The sequence below is a fragment of the Saccharopolyspora sp. NPDC000359 genome, assembly GCF_040300525.1.
Taxonomy (GTDB): domain Bacteria; phylum Actinomycetota; class Actinomycetes; order Mycobacteriales; family Pseudonocardiaceae; genus Saccharopolyspora.
The window spans coordinates 11,469-26,890 of sequence record NZ_JBEPDU010000009.1 but is presented as its reverse complement, the minus strand read 5'-3'; the positions used below and the strand labels follow the sequence as shown (position 1 = coordinate 26,890).

The 15,422-nt window shown below is 72.7% G+C and carries 18 protein-coding genes and 1 pseudogene; 10 read left to right on the top strand and 9 right to left on the bottom strand.

The window, feature by feature from the left end:
• Window positions 1–124 precede the first annotated feature (124 nt).
• From ABT324_RS08460 to ABT324_RS08440, 5 genes are all read left to right on the top strand, one after another.
• Window positions 125–583, top strand: a complete 459-nt coding sequence (locus tag ABT324_RS08460) for a hypothetical protein (RefSeq protein WP_351173779.1) — start codon at window positions 125–127, stop codon at window positions 581–583.
• A 99-nt stretch (window positions 584–682) separates the two neighbouring features.
• The gene (locus tag ABT324_RS08455) at window positions 683–871 is read left to right on the top strand and encodes a hypothetical protein (protein WP_351173776.1); all 189 of its coding nucleotides are present in this window, start codon (window positions 683–685) and stop codon (window positions 869–871) included.
• A 5-nt stretch (window positions 872–876) separates the two neighbouring features.
• The gene (locus ABT324_RS08450; protein ID WP_351173773.1) at window positions 877–2,310 is read left to right on the top strand and encodes an RNB domain-containing ribonuclease; all 1,434 of its coding nucleotides are present in this window, start codon (window positions 877–879) and stop codon (window positions 2,308–2,310) included.
• A 78-nt stretch (window positions 2,311–2,388) separates the two neighbouring features.
• Window positions 2,389–3,054 (top strand): NADPH-dependent F420 reductase, encoded by a 666-nt coding sequence (npdG, locus tag ABT324_RS08445; RefSeq protein WP_351173770.1) that lies wholly within the window; start codon window positions 2,389–2,391, stop codon window positions 3,052–3,054.
• 39 nt (window positions 3,055–3,093) lie between these two features.
• Window positions 3,094–3,513, top strand: a complete 420-nt coding sequence (locus tag ABT324_RS08440; protein WP_351174107.1) for a DUF4326 domain-containing protein — start codon at window positions 3,094–3,096, stop codon at window positions 3,511–3,513.
• 39 nt (window positions 3,514–3,552) lie between these two features.
• On the opposite strand, the gene ABT324_RS08435 is transcribed toward ABT324_RS08440, so the two are convergent.
• On the bottom strand, window positions 3,553–4,299 hold the full coding sequence (locus ABT324_RS08435) for an SDR family NAD(P)-dependent oxidoreductase (RefSeq protein WP_351173767.1): 747 nt from the start codon (window positions 4,297–4,299) through the stop codon (window positions 3,553–3,555).
• Window positions 4,300–4,538: 239 nt separating this feature from the next.
• On the opposite strand from ABT324_RS08435, the gene ABT324_RS08430 reads away from it, so the two are divergent.
• Complete coding sequence (locus ABT324_RS08430) at window positions 4,539–5,516, top strand: glutathione S-transferase family protein (RefSeq protein ID WP_351173765.1); 978 nt, start codon at window positions 4,539–4,541, stop codon at window positions 5,514–5,516.
• Between the two features lie 117 nt (window positions 5,517–5,633).
• On the opposite strand, the gene ABT324_RS08425 is transcribed toward ABT324_RS08430, so the two are convergent.
• Window positions 5,634–6,509, bottom strand: a complete 876-nt coding sequence (locus tag ABT324_RS08425) for an NmrA family NAD(P)-binding protein (RefSeq protein ID WP_351173762.1) — start codon at window positions 6,507–6,509, stop codon at window positions 5,634–5,636.
• An 81-nt stretch (window positions 6,510–6,590) separates the two neighbouring features.
• Window positions 6,591–7,445, bottom strand: coding sequence for a 3-methyl-2-oxobutanoate hydroxymethyltransferase (gene panB / locus ABT324_RS08420; protein ID WP_351173759.1), 855 nt, complete (start codon window positions 7,443–7,445; stop codon window positions 6,591–6,593).
• A 191-nt stretch (window positions 7,446–7,636) separates the two neighbouring features.
• On the opposite strand from panB, the gene ABT324_RS08415 reads away from it, so the two are divergent.
• Window positions 7,637–8,065 carry an ester cyclase gene (locus tag ABT324_RS08415; protein ID WP_351173756.1) on the top strand — a complete coding sequence of 143 codons (429 nt, stop codon included), beginning with the start codon at window positions 7,637–7,639 and terminating at the stop codon, window positions 8,063–8,065.
• 4 nt (window positions 8,066–8,069) lie between these two features.
• Here the strand turns inward: ABT324_RS08415 and ABT324_RS08410 are convergent, their stop codons facing one another.
• The gene (locus ABT324_RS08410) at window positions 8,070–8,858 is read right to left on the bottom strand and encodes a transporter substrate-binding domain-containing protein (RefSeq protein WP_351173753.1); all 789 of its coding nucleotides are present in this window, start codon (window positions 8,856–8,858) and stop codon (window positions 8,070–8,072) included.
• 104 nt (window positions 8,859–8,962) lie between these two features.
• On the opposite strand from ABT324_RS08410, the gene ABT324_RS08405 reads away from it, so the two are divergent.
• Both ABT324_RS08405 and ABT324_RS08400 read left to right on the top strand, forming a co-directional pair.
• Window positions 8,963–9,409, top strand: a complete 447-nt coding sequence (locus ABT324_RS08405; protein ID WP_351173750.1) for a hypothetical protein — start codon at window positions 8,963–8,965, stop codon at window positions 9,407–9,409.
• Between the two features lie 48 nt (window positions 9,410–9,457).
• Window positions 9,458–9,610, top strand: coding sequence for a hypothetical protein (locus ABT324_RS08400; RefSeq protein WP_351173747.1), 153 nt, complete (start codon window positions 9,458–9,460; stop codon window positions 9,608–9,610).
• 211 nt (window positions 9,611–9,821) lie between these two features.
• On the opposite strand, the gene ABT324_RS08395 is transcribed toward ABT324_RS08400, so the two are convergent.
• Entirely contained in the window at window positions 9,822–10,397 is a 576-nt protein-coding gene (locus tag ABT324_RS08395; protein WP_351173744.1) for a hypothetical protein, read from the bottom strand.
• On the bottom strand, window positions 10,394–11,179 hold the full coding sequence (locus ABT324_RS08390; protein ID WP_351173741.1) for a MerR family transcriptional regulator: 786 nt from the start codon (window positions 11,177–11,179) through the stop codon (window positions 10,394–10,396). The genes ABT324_RS08395 and ABT324_RS08390 overlap by 4 nt, the downstream gene beginning before the upstream one ends.
• 98 nt (window positions 11,180–11,277) lie before the next feature.
• Here ABT324_RS08390 and ABT324_RS08385 point away from each other — a divergent pair, with 98 nt between their 5' ends.
• Window positions 11,278–11,706, top strand: a complete 429-nt coding sequence (locus ABT324_RS08385) for a PPOX class F420-dependent oxidoreductase (RefSeq protein WP_351173738.1) — start codon at window positions 11,278–11,280, stop codon at window positions 11,704–11,706.
• Window positions 11,707–11,739: 33 nt separating this feature from the next.
• Here the strand turns inward: ABT324_RS08385 and ABT324_RS08380 are convergent, their stop codons facing one another.
• The 3 genes and pseudogenes from ABT324_RS08380 to ABT324_RS08375 form a co-directional block, all read right to left on the bottom strand.
• A complete protein-coding gene (locus tag ABT324_RS08380; RefSeq protein ID WP_351173735.1) occupies window positions 11,740–12,564 on the bottom strand; it encodes an SWIM zinc finger family protein in 825 nt (274 codons plus the stop codon).
• Window positions 12,557–13,168 (bottom strand): DEAD/DEAH box helicase, encoded by a 612-nt coding sequence (locus ABT324_RS33400; RefSeq protein WP_502949718.1) that lies wholly within the window; start codon window positions 13,166–13,168, stop codon window positions 12,557–12,559. Before ABT324_RS33400 ends, ABT324_RS08380 begins: the two co-directional genes overlap by 8 nt.
• A pseudogene (locus tag ABT324_RS08375) lies at window positions 13,145–15,109 on the bottom strand (DEAD/DEAH box helicase); the annotation flags it as partial. The gene ABT324_RS33400 and the pseudogene ABT324_RS08375, both read right to left, overlap by 24 nt.
• Between the last annotated feature and the right edge of the window lie 313 nt (window positions 15,110–15,422).

Below are 15,422 nucleotides of genomic sequence, written 5' to 3'. Positions count from 1 at the left end.
AATGGCGGGGGCCTGCTGACGTTGAGAGCGCGCGGCTCGGCGTGGTCCCCAGGGACCCGCCGAGGCGGTGGGGTGGCTGCGCCGCTCGTGCCGCGTCCGCGCGACTTCTCGGAAAGGGTGCACGATGTTCACGCCAGACCCGATCCCGCGGCCGTCCGGTCCGCCCGCGTCGAGCACGCCGCTGGGTGACTACCTCGCCCAGCCGCGTCCCGGGGTGAACGCCGGGTACGCGGTGCTGCCGCGCTCGCTGGCCGAGGCGATGCCGCTGCCGTGGCAGCAGCAGATGAGCAACCTGCTCGCCGAGTTCCACCAGGCCTTCGGGCACCTGCAGTGGCCGATCTACCGGGTGGTGCCGTCCCGCTACGAGCGTTTGGTGGACCTCGACGACGACCAGCTCGCCGAGGTCGGCTGCACCGTGGAGGTCGACGACAACGGCGAGCTCGAGTACCGGTTGCGCGACGGGCGCCGGGTGGCCAACCCGGAGACCCAGCAGGTGCTGGTGTCCTGCCTGGACCCGATCCCCCGGCAGGGCCCGGGTGGTCCGCAGCCGACCCCGGCGGCCCCGCCGCCGCCCGCCTGGTGATCGAGTCCGCGCGCCGGTGCGCGGGACCGCATTCGGACATCCCGGTCCAGTCGGCGCCTGGTACGTGACAGGTGCGCGGAGTCGTGCGAGGCTCGGAACATGCCCCGCGGACGCTGGTACTTCTGCCTGAAGCATCGGCAGGTCGAGCCGAAGGCCGGCTGCCGAGCCGCTGAGCGCCTGGGGCCGTATCCCGACCAGGAGACCGCGGCCCGCGCGCTGGAGATAGCCAGGGAGCGCACCGAGGCGGCCGACGAGGCCGACTCGCGCTGGAAAGACGACGAGGACTGAGCCTCGTGGCGGCGGCGGTGGGACCACCAGGTGGCACCGGAGTTGCCGCTGCCGCGCAGGACTTCGCGGCGATCCGCAGCGAGCTGGGACTGCCCGCGGACTACCCGCCAGCCGCGCTGGCCGAGGTCGAGCAGACCGCGGCGCAGCCGGTGCCCACCGGCGCCCGGGTGGACGTCACCGACCTGCCGCTGGTCACCGTCGACCCACCGGGCGCCAAGGACCTCGACCAGGCGGTGCTGGTCCGCCGCCGTCGGCGCGGCTACCGGATCCACTACGCGATCGCCGACGTGGCGGCGTTCGTGCCTCCCGGTGGTGCCCTCGACGAGGAGGCCCGCCGCCGCGGCCAAACCCTCTACCTGCCTGACGGCAACGTCCCGCTGCACCCGGCCCGGTTGTCCGAGGACGCCGCGAGCCTGCTGCCGGGCCAGGTGCGCGCGGCCGTGCTGTGGACCCTCGACCTGGACCCGGACGGGTTGCCGGTGCGCGTCGACGTCCGCCGCGCGCTGGTCCGGTCGGTGGCGCAGCTGGACTACGACGGGGTGCAGCGCTCGCTGGAGCGGGGTGTCCCGCACCCGTCGATCGCGCTGCTGCCCGACGTCGGGCGGTTGCGGCGGGAGCAGGCGGTGCGCCGCGGCGCGATCGAGCTCGGGCTCCCCGAGCAGCAGGTGGAGTCCGACGGCGTGGGCGGCTGGCGGCTGGTGCTGCGGCCGCGACTGGTGGTCGAGGCCTGGAACGCGGAGATCTCGCTGCTCACCGGCATGTGCGCGGCGGAGATGATGCTCTCCGCCGGGATCGGCGTGCTGCGCACGGTGCCGGACCCGGAGCCGGAGACGGTCGCCGGGCTGCGCCGCTCGGCCGCTCGGTTGGGGGTGGACTGGCCGGTGGACCTGCCGCCGGCGGTGGCGCTGGCCGAGCTGGACCCGATCCGACCCGAAGCGCTCGCGGTGCACGTCGCGGCGACGCGGCTGCTGCGCGGGGCCGGGTACACCGCCTTCGGCGACGGCGCGCCGGCGAAGGCCAACCACGCGGGCATCGGCGCGTCGTACGCGCACGTCACGGCCCCGCTGCGGCGGCTGGTCGACCGCTACAGCGCGGAGGTGTGCCTGGCGGTGGCGGGGGACCGGCAGGTGCCCGGGTGGGTGGCGGAGGCACTGGCGCAGCTGCCCTCGGCGATGGGCAGCTCGGACCGGATCGCCGGTCAGGTGGAGCGGGCCTGCATCGCGCAGGCGCAAGCGTGGTCGCTGGTCTCGCGGGTGGGGGAGGCCTTCCCGGCCACCGTGCTGCGCGCGGCGAACGGCGTGGCGGGCGAGGTGTTCGTGGCCGATCCGCCGGTCATCGCCCGCTGCACCGGGGACGGGCTCGGCGAGGGCCAGCAGGTGCAGGTGCGGTTGGTGGTGGTCGACCCGGCCCGTCGCGAGGTCGCCTTCGAAGTGTCCTGACGCACACCTCCGTGGCGGATTCCCGCGCACCGGTCGATTGTTGAGCTGAGAAGTCGACGGTGACGAAAGGGGCCAGTGGTGGCTGAGGTGCGGGAGATGACCATCGGTGTCCTGGGCGGGACCGGGGCGCAGGGCCGCGGGCTGGCGATCCGGTGGGCGCGGGCGGGGCTGAAGGTCGTGATCGGCTCGCGCAGCGCTGAGCGCGCTGAGCAGGCCGCGGCGGAGATCGTCGAGGTCGCGGGCGGTGACGTCACCGGTCAGGACAACGCGGGCTGCGCGGCGGCGGCCGACATCGTGCTGGCGGCGGTGCCCTGGGACGGCCACGCGGAGTTGTTGAAGTCCCTGCAGACGCAGCTGGTGGGCAAGATCGTGGTCGACTGCGTGAACCCGCTGGGCTTCGACAAGAAGGGCCCGCACGCGCTGCCGGTGCCGGAGGGCAGCGCGGCGCAGCAGGCCGAGCAGCTACTGCCGGACTCGCGGGTGACCGCGGCGTTCCACCACGTCTCGGCGGTGACCCTGGCCGACCTGGGCGTGGAGCACGTCGACCTGGACGTCCTCGTGCTGGGTGACGACCGCGAGGCCACCGACGTGGTCCGGGCCCTGGCGGACACGATCCCCGGCGTGCGCGGCATCTACGGCGGCCGCCTGCGCAACGCCCACCAGGTGGAGGCCTTCACCGCGAACCTCATCGCGATCAACCGGCGCTACAAGGCCCACGCCGGGCTGCGCATCACCGACGTCTGAGGCGCCACCGGGTGAGGGCGTTGTTGTCGCGCGGTGGTCGTGGCGGCACGCTGGGCGGCGGAGGTGGTGGCGGTGCTGCCGGAGGAAGCGAGTTCCTGGAGCGACGACGAGCGGGAGCGGGCCGATGCCCTGCTCGACGGTCACACGGTGGTGGTCAACGTCCGCAGGAGCGGCCCGCACAAGCACCTGGTGCCGTGGCTGGAGGAGTCCGGTCTGCTGACCTACGTGGGGCACGCCGGGCCGCGGCACTCCTGGCCGGAGTCGGAGTTCGCCAGCCCCTTCCTCAAGGAGGCCAAGGTCGACCGCGAGGCGATGGTCCGGCACTACGAGCAGTGGCTCGACGAGCAGCCGGACCTGCTGGCGAAGCTGCGCAGCGGCGAGCTGTCCGGCCGGGCCCTGGGCTGCTGGTGCGCGCCGAAGCCCTGCCACGCTGACGTCCTCGCCAAGCGCGCGGGCTGAGCCTCGGCGATCCGGTGCGATCGCCGCGGCCGCCTCGGTTCACATCTCGGCGCGGCGGCCGCCGTCCACCGTCCACGCCGCCCCGGTGACGTAGGAGGCACGGGGCGAGAGCAGGAAGACCGCGACGTCCGCCAGTTCGGACGGGTCCCCGGAGCGGCGCAGCGCCGCCGCCTGCTCGGCGGCCTGCTGGGCCTCCGGGTCGCCGGCGGCGAGTTCCCGGGCTCGTTCGGTGTCGAAGCGGCCCGGCAGCAGGGCGTTGACCCGCACGCCGCGCGGCCCGACCTCGTTGGCCAGGTCCTTGACGAAGCCCTGGGTGGCCGGGCGGGCGACGTTCGAGCTGGCCAGGCCGGTCAGCGGCTCCGCCCCCGAGGTGGAGGTCAACACGACGACCGAGCCGCCGCTAACGAGCTCGGCGGCGACCTCGCGGGCCATCCGGACCGGCGCGATGGTGGCGATCTCCAGGCCGCGGCGCAGCGTGTCGTCGTCGAGCCCGCTCGGCAGCCCGGCGGGCGGCCCGCCGTGGCTGACGAAAAGCCCGTCCAGCCGCCCGAACTGCTCCCGCGCGCAGTCGATCAGGCGCCGCGGCGCGGTGGGGTCGGTCAGGTCGGCGGCGAGCCCGCGGGCCCGGTCGCCGAGCGCGGTGACGGCGGCGGCGGTGTTCTCCTCCGACGAGGACGAGACGACGACGTCTGCACCCTCGCCGACCAGCGCCCGCGCGGTGGCGAAGCCGAGCCCCTTGCTGGCGCCGGTGACGATGAAGCAGCGCCCGGAGAGATCCAGATCCATGCCCGGCACCCTAAGCCGCCCCAACCCGCCCCGGGAAGATCACCACCGACCCATCGCGACCGGGCTCAACCCGCACCGGCGGGGGCCTGCCCACCTGGGAAGAACCGCCAGAACTGGGGTTCAGCGCCCCGGGGGTTCCTCGGCTCCGCCGGGGCGTCCTGCGGGGATGTGCCGGGGCGCAAGTCGCGTGGGACGGGTTTCCCCGGACGCGGGGTGGTGCGCGGGCCTAGGGTGGCGGCATGGCTGGAGCGCAGTTCGGGGCGGAGACGTCGGAGCGCGGCGAGTGGGTGCGGCAGGCGAACCGGTTCACCGACCGGATCACCGCCGACGGTTCCTCCGGGTGGCCGGTGGAGCCGGGCCGGTACCGGCTGGTGGTGAGCCTGGCCTGCCCATGGGCACACCGGTCGGTGATCGTGCGCCGGTTGCTGGGCCTGGAGGACGTGCTGTCGCTGGGAGTGGTGGACCCGGTCCGCGACGAGGCGGGCTGGCGGTTCGGCCTCGACCCGGGCGGCCGCGACCCGGTCACCGGCATCTCCCACCTGTCCGAGGCGTACCTGGCCGCCGACCCGGAGTTCGCCGGGCGGTACACGGTCCCGGCGGTCCTGGACGTGGCCGAGCGCAGGGTCGTCACCAACGACTACCCGCAGATCACCCTGGACCTGTCCGCGGAGTGGGCCGCGCACCACCGCGCAGGCGCCCCGCAGCTCTACCCCGAGCACCTGCGCGCGGAGATCGACGAGGTCAACGCCGGGGTGTACGCCGACGTCAACAACGGCGTCTACCGCTGCGGCTTCGCCACCTCGCAGCAGGCCTACGAGGAGGCCTTCGCGCGGCTCTTCGCCCGCCTGGACCGGCTGTCCGAGCGGTTGGTGGACCAGCGCTACCTGGTCGGCGACACGATCACCGAGGCCGACGTCCGGCTGTTCACCACGCTGGTCCGCTTCGACGCGGTCTACCACGGCCACTTCAAGTGCAACCGGCACAAGCTGACCGAGCTGCCGGTGCTGTGGGCCTACGCCCGCGACCTGTTCCAGACCCCGGGTTTCGGCGACACGGTCGACTTCGACCACATCAAGCGGCACTACTACGCCACCCACCACCAGATCAACCCGACCGGCATCGTCCCGGTCGGCCCGGACCTGTCCGGTTGGCGCACCCCGCACGGTCGGGAAGCCCTGGGTGGCAGGCCCTTCGGCGACGGCACCCCGCCTGCCTAGCCGCCATTCGAGTGGCCGATCTCGCTACCCGCGGATCACCGTGGAGCCGATCGGTTCGGACTAGGTCCAAGCGGTCCACCTGGGAACAGTGGGCGCGGGTCGCCTGCGGGTAGCGCGTCAGAGCGCCGGGCGGAGGTGCGCGTGCGCCCACGCCGCGAGCGTGGTCGGTGTGGTGGTGAGGATGCTGCGCTCGTCCTCGGGGACGAAGCCGTCGCGCAGCCCGGTCGACATGCCGACGATGCCTTCGACCTGGCCGTCGCTCACCCCCGCCGAGCGCAGCGCGGCCCGGAACTCGTCATCGGAGATCCGCTCCGCGCGCACCTCGTGCCCCACAGCCAGGCTCAGGACCTCGGCGACCCGCGTGAAGGTCAGGTCCTCCGGGCCGTGCACGGCCTGCACGCTGGCACCCGACCAGCCGTCGGAGAGCAGCCTCGCGGCCGCGACTTCGCCGATGTCCCGGGGATCCACCCAGGCCATCGGGTGGTCGAGCGGCCACGGGGTGCGGAGCACACCGCGACGCAGGTCCGCCAGCTCCATCAGGAGGTTGGTGAAGAAGTAGCCGCAGCGTAGGTGCAGCACGCTGGCCCCGGTCCCGTCGAGCAGCTCCTCAGTGCGGGCCAGCCCGTCGATCTCCCCGGCCCCGTGGCGCTTCTCCGCGCCGATGCTGCTGAGGAAGACAGTGCGGGGGATGCCGTTCTCCCGCACCGCGCGCGCCGCATTGGCGCCCATCCGGGCGTACCCAGCGGCTGGGTCGTCATCTGGCGTGGGCGGGTCGACCCAGAACAAGCTGTCCGCGCCCTGCGTCGCGCGGAGGACGGCATCGGCGTCGCCCTGGTCGCACTGCACGACATCAACCCGGTCGCGGGTGGCTGCGTCGAGCTTCTCCGGTGCGCGCAGCAGCAGCGTCGGGCGCACCCCCGCCTGCACGAGCAGCTGCACGACTCGTGAGCCCACGTGTCCGGTGGGCGTGGTGACAATGATCTTCTTAGGCATGCCCTGGACGCTACGACCAGTCGCGGCCGGAACCTGGCCGCGATCGCGGGGGCTCCCGGAACGAGAGCCCCCGCGGCCCGGTCAGTGGAAGGAGTGCTCCGCGGCGGGGAAGGCGTGCCCGCGGACGTCCTCGGCGAAGCGCGTGGCGGCGTCGGCGAGGATGCCGCCCACATCGGCGTAGCGCTTGACGAAGCGCGCCGTGCGACCGGTGTTCATGCCCGACATGTCGGTCCACACCAGCACCTGCGCATCGCAGTCCGGTCCGGCGCCGATGCCGACGGTGGGGATGCGCAGCTCGTTGGTGACCTGCTTGGCGGCCTCCGCGGTCACCATCTCCAGTACCACGGCGAAGGCACCGGCCTCCTGCACCGCCAGCGCGTCGGCGAGCAGCTCCTCGGCCGCGTCCCCGCGCCCCTGCACCCGGTACCCGCCGAGGCCGTGCTCGCTCTGCGGGGTGAAGCCGATGTGCGCCATCACCGGGATTCCGGCCGAGACCAGCGCCTCGACCTGCGGGGCGTAGCGCCGCCCGCCCTCCAGCTTGACCGCGTGCGCGCGGCCTTCCTTCATGAACCGCGTCGCGGTGGCCAGCGCCTGCTCTGGCGAGGCCTGGTAGGAGCCGAACGGCAGGTCGGCCACCACCAGCGCGCGCTCGGCGGAGCGGGTCACGGCGCGGACCAGCGGCAGCAGTTCGTCCACGGTCACCGGCAGCGAGGACTCGTAGCCGTAGACGTTGTTGGCCGCCGAGTCACCGACCAGCAACACCGGGATCCCGGCCTGGTCGAAGATCCGCGCCGTGTACATGTCGTAGGAAGTGAGCATCGGCCACGGTTCGCCACGCTCCTTCAGCTGCTGCAGGTGGTGGGTGCGGACCCGCCGCTTGGTGGGGGTCGAGCCGTACGGGGCAGCTGTTTCGCCCTGGTTCTGGGCAGCAGTCATCGTTGACCGTCCTGTTCCCTCGAGGCCTGCTCGGCAGGTCCCCGGGTAGTGGGGGTTGGTTGCACCCAAAAGCGTCGCACGGTCCGGCGGCTGCGCCGAGCCCTGGCGGGGCAACGTCACACCGGGAGCACTTCGCCTCTGGCCCGCCGCGCGGCGTGGGCGGAACGTGCGCAGGCGGGAGGGATTTGGCGATGCGCAACCAGGACACCCACCGCGAGCTGCACGAGCTCTTCAACGAGCGGCAGCTCGACGAGGTGGACCACCACTTCGGTGCCGAGTTCGCCTACATCGACCACCCGCGCCGCGGCACCCTGCGCACGCTGGCCCAGTTCAAGGAGTGGCTGGGGCGGTGGACCAGGGCGTTCCCGGACGCGCGGGTGATCGGCGCGTCCTACGTCGACGGCCCGGGCTTCTCGGTGGCCTACTTCCACTGCCGCGGCGAGAACGACGGCCCGCTCGGGCGGCGCGCACCGACCGGCCGCCGGATGGACATGGCCTTCTGCGAGACGCTGCGCTACGACGAGCACGGCCGGATCATCGGCGGCGAGGTCTACTACGACCAGCTGACCCTGCTGGCCCAGCTCGGCCTGGTCGAGCGGTCGGCCACCCGGCCCGAGTGAGCGGTCAGCCGATCCAGGGCTCGGCGATCCGGTCGTAGGTGCCGTCGTGCACCGCGAGGTTGAGCCACTGGTCGACGTACTGCTGGAACACCACGTCGCCCTTCGGCAGCAGGTAGGCCTTCTCGCTGAAGGTGAACGGCTGGTCGGGGTGCACCGAGCACAGCTCGGGGTGCTGCTTGGCCTGCCATCGGGTCTCGGCGGCGTCGGTCATCATCAGGTCGGCCTCGCCGTCGATGATCTGCTGGAAGATCGTGTTGTTGTCCGGGTGGTCGACGATGGTGGCCTGCCTGAGGTTGGCGCGGGCGAACTGCTCGTTGGTGCCGCCGGGGTTGACCACCGCCCGCACGCCGGGCTGGTCGATCTGCTCCAGCGTCTGGAACCGCGCGGCGTTCTCGCAGCGGGTGATCGGCGTCTTGCCGTCCACCACGTAGGCGGTGCTGAAGAACGCCTCACGAGCGCGTTCCAGCGTGATCGACACCCCGCCGACGGCGATGTCGCACTTGGCGGTGAAGTCCTCGACCAGCGTCTTCCAGGTGGTGGGCACGATGGTGGCCCGCACCCCGAGCTGCCCGGCGAGGTGGTGCGCCATGTCGATGTCGATGCCGCTCCACTGCCCGGCCTCGTCCCGGTAGGTGAACGGCCGGTAGTCCCCGGTGCTGCACACCCGCAGCTCACCGCGCTGCACGACCTCGTCCAACCGGTTCGCGGCGGCCTCCGGCGCCGGTGTGCACGACGCGCTCACCGCGACGACACCAGCCACTGCCAACCCGACCCCGAACCGCTTCCACCGCATGACGCCCACCTCTCGATCTTCGCCGCCCATGCATAACCGCTCGCACCGGCAAAAGCCAGCGCTGGTCCCGGGGAACCGCGGCCCGTCCAGTGCGTCCAACGGGCATGGGTGATCGAACGGGGATCAGGTCCGCTGGTTCCTGGGCGGGCACCGCCGCAGCGGCGACCACCCCGTTGGCACTGCTGGTGATGTGGGTTGAGTTGCGGTGGATCGCCGCCCTGTGGCGCGAGTGCGGACTGGACGACGCCAGCGGCGGGGTCGGATTCAACTTCGTGGTCTTCCCGGTGACGGTCTTCGTCAACGCCCTCCTGGTGCCGATCGCGGCTCTGCTGTTCGCGGGTTGCCGGCGCGTGGTGGTTCGCCTGGTCGACAAGGGGTGGGCGCTGCGATCGGCGCTGGCATCGACGATCCCGGTCGGCGTGCTCCTGGCGCTGGCGGCGGGTGCGCTCGTCCCGGTGCTGGCCTTCTTCGCCGCGAACGCCCAGATACCGCCGGACTACCCGACGTCGTGCGCGGAACTGGGCGACGGCAACGCCGGAACACCGAGATGAGTTCCGCGCCGCCCGGTGGTCCACCCGGGCAGGACGAGGAGGTCTGCCATGGACGGGACGTTCACCGCGGAACTACGCAGGAGCCCGGAGCCGGGCGGCTGGACCTACGTGGTCTGGCCGAGGTCGGTGGAGCACCCGGCACGCGCGGCTTGGTGGAGGTCCGCGGCACCCTGGGCGACGGCACGCACGAGCTCCCGGTGAAGACCGAGATCCGGGCCGGGCTGGACAAGCGGTCCGGCGACGAGGTCGTCGCCTCCTGGTGCGCTCCTGGCCAGCGAGTCCGGAGATGGGAAAAACGGTGAAAAGGAACATGCAACCAAACGGCCGGACCAGCGTCTAAGGAGTGGGAGCGCGTAGGACGCGGGAGGGAGGGTTCTGGGGGTACCTCCCTCCCGCGGCCGGTCGAACCGACCTAGCCCGCCGCGGTCAGCGCGCGGATGGTCGACACCGCGAGCGCTGGTTCGTCGGCTCGGAAGCGCACCTGCCCGACCTCCTGCGCGGTGCCGTTCGGCAGCGTGACGCGGATCGGCTCGGCGAGCTCGACGCGCACGTTGGTCTGGTTGCCCACCACGATGGCCAGTTCCCCCTCGTGGAACTGGAAGGTGGCTCCGCGGTGGGACTTGCGGGCGGCCGAGACCGAGGTGATCGACTCGAGGGGGAGCTCCAGTTCGAACCGTGCCCCGTTGCGGAGCACCAGCCGGTCCCGGCCCACGAAGTGCGGCCGGGTGACCAGGACGGCCAGCAGCACCACGACTTGCAGCACCGCGCAGACGTCCACCAGGTGCACCACCGGCCACGGCACGAGCAGCCCGACCAGCGCCGTCTCCAGCGCCAGCACGCACGCCAGGACCAGCATCATCGGAACCTGCTCGCGGGCGTAACCCAGCGCGGTGTCGCCCGGACCGACACCGATCCGCCGCCGCAGCAGCAGTGCCGCCAAGCTCGCCGCCCACCGCCGGACCGCCAGCGCGCGCAGGACCTTTCTCATCGTGCACCCCCGGTGCCGCGCTGGGCCGCCAACCGGATCGCCCGGCGCAGCACCTCGGCCTGCGCGGGCTCCACCGAGTTGAACAGGGCCCTGCTGAAGGCGTCTCCGAGCATGGCCTCCACGTCGTCGTCGCCGATCAAATCCAGGACCGCGGCCGGGATGTGGTCCACGAGGGCCTGGGCCAGCGGCGCCACGCGGGGATCGTCCGGGGCGGCTTCGGCCAGTTCGTCGAGCCGACGCTCCAGCTCCTGGCCGCGGGCACGAACCCCCGGGTCCTGGATGGCGGGGAGGACGGCTGCGAGGACCTGATCGCGCTGGTCACCGCTGGTGGTGTCCATCAGCGCGAACAGCTCCCGCTCCAGAGCCGCCAACGGTGCGGGCTGGTCGGCGGTCCGCAGCGCCGCCAGCAGATCCGCGGTGCCCGGCGAGACAACGCCCTCGGCGCCCAACTCGCCCCGATCGGCGCGTTCGATGAGCTGGCCGATCCGGGCGCGGCGTTCGCGAATCCGCCGCTCCTGCTCGGCAAGGTCGCGGTCCAGCTCGACCAGGACTTCCCGCAGCTCGCTCCCGCTGTCGTCGGCCAGCGCGTCCCGCACCTCGTCCAGGCTCATCCCGAGCTCGGTGAGGCGGCGGATGCGAGCCAGCACCACCGCATCGCGCAGGCCGTACCGCCGGTACCCGTTGGCCGAGCGCTCCGGCTCAGGCAGCAACCCCTGGTGGTGGTAGTGCCGAACAGCCCGCGTGGACACACCGACCAGCGCGGCGATCTCCCCAATTCGCATGCCGCCAGTAGAAACGTTGACGCCGCGGCAAGGTCAAGCGCTGGCTTGCGGGGCGGGGTGGTGGGAGGCTGGCCGCGACCAACGTGCAGGAGTCGTTCATGTCATTCACCGACGAGGAGATCGCCTACCTGCGGTCGCAGCCGGTCGTCCGGTTCTCCACCGTGGCCGCCGACGGGCAACCCGACCTGGTGCCGCTCGCCTGCGAGTTCGACGGGACCCACTTCTGGATCGGCGGGGCTGGTTCCTCGGTCCTCGGCACCCGGAAGTTCCGCAACGTCCGGGACGGGAACCCCAAGGTCGCCCTGCTCTTCGACGACCTGGTGTCCCTCGACCCGTTCATCGCACGGGGCATCCGCGTCTACGGCGAGGCCGAGGGTCCGATCGAGCGGGTCGGCAAGTTCGGGCCGGGTGTGTACCTGCGCATCACCCCGACCACCTCCTGGAGCTGGAACATGGCGGGGGAGCCCGTCGGCGAGAACTGGTACGAGATGCGCCGCACCGCGCACCCAACGCCGTCGGGTAGCTGAGAACCCGCTCTCCTGGGCGGAAAGGACGCTGTCTCACCGCTCCGGCGTGGTCATCGCCCGGTACGCGGCGCGGAGGAGGTCCACCACCGGTGCGCCGTCGACGTGCACGTCGAGTGGGGCGAGCTCGTCCAGGAGCGCGTCCGGGGCCGTGCTCCGCGGGGTGGCCGGTGGGGCCGGAAGTTCCGGGGCGGCCCAGAAGGTGTCCAGGCGGTCTGCCAGTGGTTCAGCACCGGTGGGCTGCTCGGTGGCCGGGCCGGTCGTGCCGCGGAGTGCGCGCAGGCGGTCCAGGAGTTCCTCGCGGGACCGGCCGCGCCAGGCCAGGATCTGGAACGGGTCCGCGTCGAAGGACTCCGCCAGCAGGTAGCAGGTCGCCGCCAGGTGCTTGCACGGGATCTCCCAGTCCGGGCACGAGCAGTCCATGGTCAGCTCGCGCATGGTCGTCGGGAACAGCTCCAGGCCGATCCCGGCGAAGACCTCCTCGACGTCGGGCGGCATCTCCCCGGCCAGCAGCTTCGCCGCGTAGAGCGCCTGCCCGGCCAGCGCCTGCTCGACCTGCTCCCACTCCGCCGACGAGAACGCCTTGACAGCGATGCGCGCCCGGTACGGCTCGGGCCGCGACCCCTGGACCAGGCCGACCACCACGCTCGTGGACAGCGTCAGGTTGAGCACCTGCCCGGCGCGGGCGTAGTTCTTGCCGCGCTGCAGCCGCCCGCCCATGCCGAACGACTCCAGCACCTCGATGAACCGGCGCGACCACCAGGTCTGCGCGATCTCGCCGCGCTTGCTGCGCGCCCTGATCCCGCCCTCGACGCGGATCGGCCTGGTGGGCTTGGGGAAACCGCCGTACCAGTCAGCCACCGACGGCCTCCGATTCCAGCGCCACCAGCTCGCGCAGCTGGCTGGTGGACAGCTCGGTCAACCAGTTCTCCCCGGAACCGACCACCAGCTGCGCCAGCGCCTTCTTGTCCGCCATCATCCGGTCGATCTTCTCCTCCAGGGTGCCGATGCAGGTCAACTTGCGGACCTGCACGTCCCGGCGCTGCCCGATGCGGAACGCCCGGTCGGTGGCCTGGTCCTCGACCGCCGGGTTCCACCAGCGGTCCAGGTGCACGACGTGGTTGGCGGCGGTCAGTGTCAGCCCGGTGCCACCGGCCTTGAGCGACAGCAGGAAGATCGCCGGGCCGTCGGCCTCCTGGAACCGGCGGACCATCTCGTCGCGGGCCTTCTTCGGCGTGCCGCCGTGCAGGAACAGCACCTCGGTGTCGAACCGGGCGGCCAGGTGCGGCACCAGCATCCCGGCGAAGCCCGCGAACTGGGTGAAGCACAGCGCCTTGTCGCCGTCGGCGAGCACCGATTCGAGGATCTCCTCCAGCCGGGCCAGCTTCCCGGACCGGCCGGGCAGCGGGGAGCCGTCGCCGAGCAGCTGCGCCGGGTGGTTGCACACCTGCTTGAGCTTGGACATCGTCGCCAGCACCAGGCCGTGCCGCTCAATGCCCTCGCTCTCGTCGATGCGCCTGAGCATGTCGTCCACCACCGCCTGGTACAGCGAGGCCTGCTCGGCGGTGAGGTTGCACAGCTGCTTCATCTCGACCTTGTCCGGCAGGTCGCTGATGATCGCCGGATCGGTCTTGACCCGCCGCAGCACGAAGGGTCCGGTGACGCGCCGCAACCGCGCGGCTGCCTCGGCGTCACCGTCGCGCTCGACCGGCACCGCGAACCGGGCCCGGAAGGTGCTCAGCGAGCCGAGCACGCCGGGGTTGGCGAAGTCCATGATGGACCAGAGCTCGGCCAACCGGTTCTCCACCGGGGTGCCGGTCAGCGCGATCCGCTGCCGCGCCGACAGCCCGCGCACCGCCTTGGCCTGCCGGGAGTTGCTGTTCTTGATGTTCTGCGCCTCGTCGAGCACCACCCGGTCCCAGCGGACCTCCCGCAGCACGGCCGCATCCCGCGCGGCCAGCGGGTAGGTGGTGATGACCAGGTCGTGGCCACCCACCTCCTCCATGAGGTCCTCGCCGGTGAGCCGGTCGGTGCCGTGGTGGACGTGCACCTTCAGCGACGGCGCGAACCGCGCGGCTTCCCGCTGCCAGTTGCCGACCACCGACATCGGGCAGACCAGCAGCGTCGGTGCGCGCGACCCGTCGGCGCGCACCAGAGCCTCCAGCGCCAGCAGCTGCACGGTCTTGCCCAGCCCCATGTCGTCGGCGAGGCACGCCCCGAGCCCGAGCCGGTCCAGGAACGCCAGCCACGCCAGACCGCGCCGCTGGTACGGGCGCAAGGTCGCGGTGAAGCCCTCGGGCGGCTCCACCGGTTCCAGGTGCTGCTCGAGCTGGCCGGACAACAGGTCGCCGACCCAACCGCGCCCGCTGACCTGCACGACCGGCATCGGTCGTTCGTCGCCCTCGGCGGGCATCCCGGCCTGCAGCAGCACTTCGCCCGCGGTCATCTGACCGGACCCGGACCGCTCCAGGAACGCCAGCCCGGCGGCCAGGCGCTTGCGGTCGATCCGGACCCACCGGCCGCGCAGCCGCACCAGCGGGACCTTCGCGGCGGCCAGCTCCGCCAGTTCCGCCTCGGTCAGCTGCTCGTTGCCGAGCGCCAGGTCCCAGCGGTAGTCGACCAGGTCGGCCAGCCCGACGCCGGACTACTTGGCCACCGCGCCCGCGGTGCCGGTGCTGCTCGCGGTCAGCTTCAACCCGAGCTCCTCGGTGCGTCCCCACCAGGACGGCAGCAGCACGCCGAACCCCGCCTGGTCCAGCAGCGTCGCGCTGGTCAGGAACTCGTGCGCGCCATCGGTGTCCAGCAGCAGCTCGCTCGGGTGCGGCACGCGCAGCGCCCGGTCCAGCGCGGGGAAGGTGCGGCTGGCCGCGCCGAGGTCGGTGAGCAGCAGCTCCTCCGGCTCGTCGACCCAGCGCTGCAGGACCCTGCTGTCCGCCCGCCAGACCTCCTCGGCCGACACCAGCACGCTCGGGTCGTCCACGGCTTGCAGCAGGAACTCCAGGCGCCAGTCCTCGCCGTCCTCGGGCGCGTGCAGCCGGAAGCAGGTCCGCACCGGGTTCTGCCGACCGCCGCTGGCGCGCCAGGCGTCGAGCTGCCGCGCGAGCTTGCGGACCTGGTTCTCCGCGCTGTCGAACCGCGGCTCCCCGGTCAGCGCCCGCAGCCACGCGGCCGCCGCCGTGCGCCCGCGGGTGAGCTCGAGGTCGGCGACCCGGCTGCGCGCGATGCCGTCGACCAGCACGTCCAGCGCGGTGCGCAGAACCTCGGCCGGGGCCTCGCCGCGCTCGCAGCGGAACGCCGGTGGCAACGCGTCGCGCAGCGCCACGAAGTGCGCCGAGTCGGTGCTGGACAGAGCAGGTCGCCACCGCGCGGTCGGCCACTCGTCCGCGTCGACCAGCGCGGGCAGCACCCGACCGCCCGACACCAGCTGCTCCGCCCACTCGGCGAGGCCGCGCAGGAACCGCGCCGAAGCTCCCAACCGGCAGCCGGGCACGCCCTCGTCCAGCAGCTCGACCACGGACGCCGGGTTGCACGTCACGGCGGGGACCAGCCACTCCCGCAGCCGGAGCTTCCCGCGCGGCGCAGGTCCGGCGGTCAACGGGTCCCGGACGAGCTCCGGGGAGGGCACCGGCGCGGAGGCGTAGGACGGCAACTGGACCCGCACCGAGCTGACCTTGACCGGTTCCCCACCCAGCGCCTCGCGCAGCGCCTCACCCGCAACG